This window comes from Nakamurella alba (genome assembly GCF_009707545.1).
Classification (GTDB): Bacteria; Actinomycetota; Actinomycetes; order Mycobacteriales; family Nakamurellaceae; genus Nakamurella; species Nakamurella alba.
This window is the reverse complement of record NZ_WLYK01000024.1, coordinates 1-3,422: the sequence shown is the minus strand read 5'-3', so window position 1 is coordinate 3,422 and position 3,422 is coordinate 1. Positions and strand designations below refer to the sequence as shown.

Annotated in this window: 2 protein-coding genes and 1 rRNA gene; 2 read left to right on the top strand and 1 reads right to left on the bottom strand. The window is 69.0% G+C overall.

What is annotated here, in order from left to right; translation table 11 throughout:
- The first annotated feature begins 137 nt into the window (after positions 1–137).
- Positions 138–254 (top strand): 5S ribosomal RNA (gene rrf / locus GIS00_RS26700).
- 1,661 nt (positions 255–1,915) lie between these two features.
- Here rrf and GIS00_RS26695 read toward each other — a convergent pair.
- Positions 1,916–2,305 carry a hypothetical protein gene (locus tag GIS00_RS26695; RefSeq protein ID WP_154771520.1) on the bottom strand — a complete coding sequence of 130 codons (390 nt, stop codon included), beginning with the start codon at positions 2,303–2,305 and terminating at the stop codon, positions 1,916–1,918.
- Positions 2,306–2,362: 57 nt separating this feature from the next.
- On the opposite strand from GIS00_RS26695, the gene GIS00_RS26690 reads away from it, so the two are divergent.
- Positions 2,363–2,791, top strand: a complete 429-nt coding sequence (locus GIS00_RS26690) for a helix-turn-helix transcriptional regulator (RefSeq protein ID WP_322098498.1) — start codon at positions 2,363–2,365, stop codon at positions 2,789–2,791.
- Positions 2,792–3,422: the final 631 nt, after the last annotated feature.

Here is a 3,422-nt window from a genome sequence, read left to right as displayed (position 1 = left end):
CGTAAGGTGTGCAGCTGACCGGTACTAATAGGCCGAGGACTTACCACAAAAATGCTACGCGTCCACTGTGCAGCTCTGAAGGAGCGGACACCGCCCACCCCACCCCTGGGGCCGGCGACCCGACAACTTCACAGAGTTACGGCGGTCATAGCGAGAGGGAAACGCCCGGTCCCATTCCGAACCCGGAAGCTAAGCCTCTCAGCGCCGATGGTACTGCCCGGGCCACTGGGTGGGAGAGTAGGACGCCGCCGGACAACCATTCACGAAAGAGGGGGAACCAACCCAGTTGGTTCCCCCTCTTTCGCATATCCGGACCTTGTATGACCAGACCGCCGTTCCGTCACGGTGACGTAACCCGTGCGCGCCGCCCGCGTCTTCTCGGGCATCAGCATCAGGTGCCGGCTGCCGGACATCCCCCAGATGAGCTGCATGTGGCGTCCCTCCTGGAAACGGGCGGGCGTCCCCACATGAGCGGTCCAGTCTTTCTTGCTCGTCACGTCCCGGACCCCCGGGCTCGTCGACCGGCTGGACGACCTGCAGTGCCCGACTCCGAGTCGACCCCGGCTGCGGTGTGGCTGCGGCCCTGGTCCGACTACGTCAGGTCGCCACCGCCGGCATCGACGGCACGGCTGCAGTGCGGCGCCTCGTTCTGCCTGGTCGGCCCCGACGGCACAGCTGCAGTTCGGCGCGACCGCTCCGCCTGGTCGGCCTCGGACGAGGGACCGACCAGGTCGCCAGTGCGGGACCCGACTCACCGCCGCTGCCCGTCCGTGGTCGGCTCGACCCTCCTTGCACTCTCGAGGCGCGGGCCGCGAGTCGCGACCACCGTCCCAGCAGGAGCTCCGGTTCGGAACTGCTCTCCCGATCATTCCGCAGCCAGTCGACCTTCCCTCGGGCGTTGCGCGAGATGCTGGGTCCTGATGGGCGTGGTCGCACCGCGTCTGTCGGATGTGGCGCCCCTCGTCGGGGTAGCGCCCCTCGTGGACAGCCTGCTGCTTCTCGAGGACTGCGGTCCTCCCGGACACATGGGCAACCTCCTCGCGAAGGCTGCGCATCAGAGAATCCCGACGTCTGTCGATGACGCCCTCCATTCTTGGTATCGGGTTGCAGAGAAGCGGCCGGCCGGCGGGCTATCGGTCGGTGCCGGTGAGATGACCGGTGGGTCGCGCCCGACCTCGGTCGGTGAGCACCGCGGCTCGTCCCCTGCCGACGGATCGAACCTGCTCCTGGCGAAGCAGGCGGCGCATCGCGTTCTGCGTCGCCGGTCGCGGTGGAGGGCGCCTCGGTAGGGCAGCGGAACAGGGGCGGCAGCCTGAGGGGGTCGTCTCCAGAATCCTGCCGCGACCGGATGCCGTTCGCAGGGAACCGTCGTGCGCTGGAGCCGCGGTGCGCTGGAGCAATGAGCGGATGCCAGGGGAGTCGGTCGACTGGCACGGCTCCCTGCCGTACTGAACGGCCGCACCGAGGGGCGGCTGGGCGGTTCCATGGGACTCCGCGCCGCGCGCCGGGCGATCGCGGAGGGGTCTGTGTCGATCCCGGCCGGGACGCCGCTTCGCCGGGCCGACGAACTCGGCGAATGGACTTCGAGTGCGGTTCCGGGCGAGCGCCGTTCCCGTGCCGGGTGACCGCGACCGAAGCGCTGGTCGGACGACGTGGCCCGGGGCAGCGCCCGGTGCAGCCCCGGGCCACTGGAGTGACAGTCCCTACCGGAGGAGCTGCGCGTGAGCGGCGTGCGTCGCGTTCCGCTGTCCGATTCTCCTGCGGGGTTGATGTGGCTGGTCCATGCAAGGGCGGTCGAACTCCGGACAGGTGGCCATCCCACGGTCACTTCCTCGAGGATCATCCGGGCGAAACCTCGCAGCGACGGTGAAGGTCGGGGGGGAGCAGTGGCGACGTGCACGGCGGACGCAGCGCCTCAGCCCTGGTCGAGCTGGTCCTGGTCGAGCTCGAGGGGCGTGAGGACAACGATCCGGAGGACTCCGTCGGAGGCCGCGAGCTGGTAGCAGAACCGTTCGCGAGGACCGCCTGAGTAGGTCCAGGTGACATCGGCCCAGACGGTGCCGGGTCCGCTCCCCATGATCGCGAGCCGACGTGTTGCGTCGTCGACCCCGGCGTACTGGGGCCACGACGACGCGAAGAAGTCCGCGGTCTGCTGTTCGTCGGTGACGGGTATCGCGATGCCTTCGCCCAGGATGAGGGCAGGCACGCCGTACATGCCGGCGATGGCCTGCTCGTCCCGAGCGAGCAGGGCCCTCGCATACCGGTCGAAGAATTCTTCGGTCTGTTCCCGTGTCGGTGTGGTCATGAGAACCACGCTAGGGATCAATCCGGACGCGCCATGGTCAGGATTACTGTCGGATCCGTGAGCGGCGACGTGGATGCGAGGGTCATCGGCCGGCCGGACGGACACCTGACCCTGAAGCGGGTCGAACGGCAGCAGTGGTTGATCGAGCGCCTCGACCGGGCGGCCGGCGGGCGCATCGGACTGGCCGAGCTCGCTCGCGAGCTCGGCGTCGCCGAGCGGACGGTCGCCAGGGACGTGGAGCGCCTGCGCGATACGGGCGTGCCGTTGACGGTCCACCGCGGGCGCGCCGGTGGCGTGGTCCTGACGCCGGTCCGGGCAATCGCGTCGATCACCTTCGACCTCCCGGAGCTCGCGGCGATCACCGCCAGTATGGCTGTCCTGGGACCGGGGGCGAGTGACAGCGCGGCGTCGGCCATCCGGAAGTTGGTCCTGGCGATGGTGCCGACGGACACACCGGCGACCGGCTCCCGCCGTTCCGCCGGCTGACCTCCCGGCGCCGGCAGCGAAGATGCGGGCATGACCGACCCCGGGCAGTCGGCACCGACCGTGACTCCACGCACAGGGTGACTCCGGGCGCGATCGGCGGCGGGATCTGTTTGTCGCTCACCGCCCCTACAACGACGTTTCAGACAGCGAGTGGCGCAGCTCACGCCGACGACTTTCGGGGCTCCGCGACCCCTCCGGACGATCGATGAGGCCATGACCGCGCGGCAGGGAGGCGTGCGGCGCCGGGCCGCCCCGGGTGGGAGTTGCGCGGCCGTGGACACCGTTCGAGGGCCCCTGAAACGGCCCGACAGGCCTCTGACCAGCCGATTTGACGACGCGTACCGACGTGCGTAATGTTTTCCGGGCTGCCAGGGAGCGGTACGAGAGCCGGAAAGAAGCCGGACCGGACCACCCGAAGCAGCAGATCTGCCCCGCCAGCCGGCTTCCGGACGGCGGGTCCGGACCTCCCAGAGGATCCCGGAGCGAGCCGGATCCGGAAGCGGATTTGACTCGGGTCGCAGAGCCGGGTAACGTTGATCGGGTTGCCCCAAGAGCGGTTGAGAGACTGTGATTGGTGCGCGTCCGTTCTTTGAGAACTCAACAGCGTACCGAAAGTCAGTGCCAAACTGAT

Excerpts from the sequence above, each read along its gene's own strand:
- GIS00_RS26695 (WP_154771520.1), bottom strand. The coding sequence starts at position 2,305 with ATGACCACACCGACACGGGAACAGACCGAAGAATTCTTCGACCGGTAT.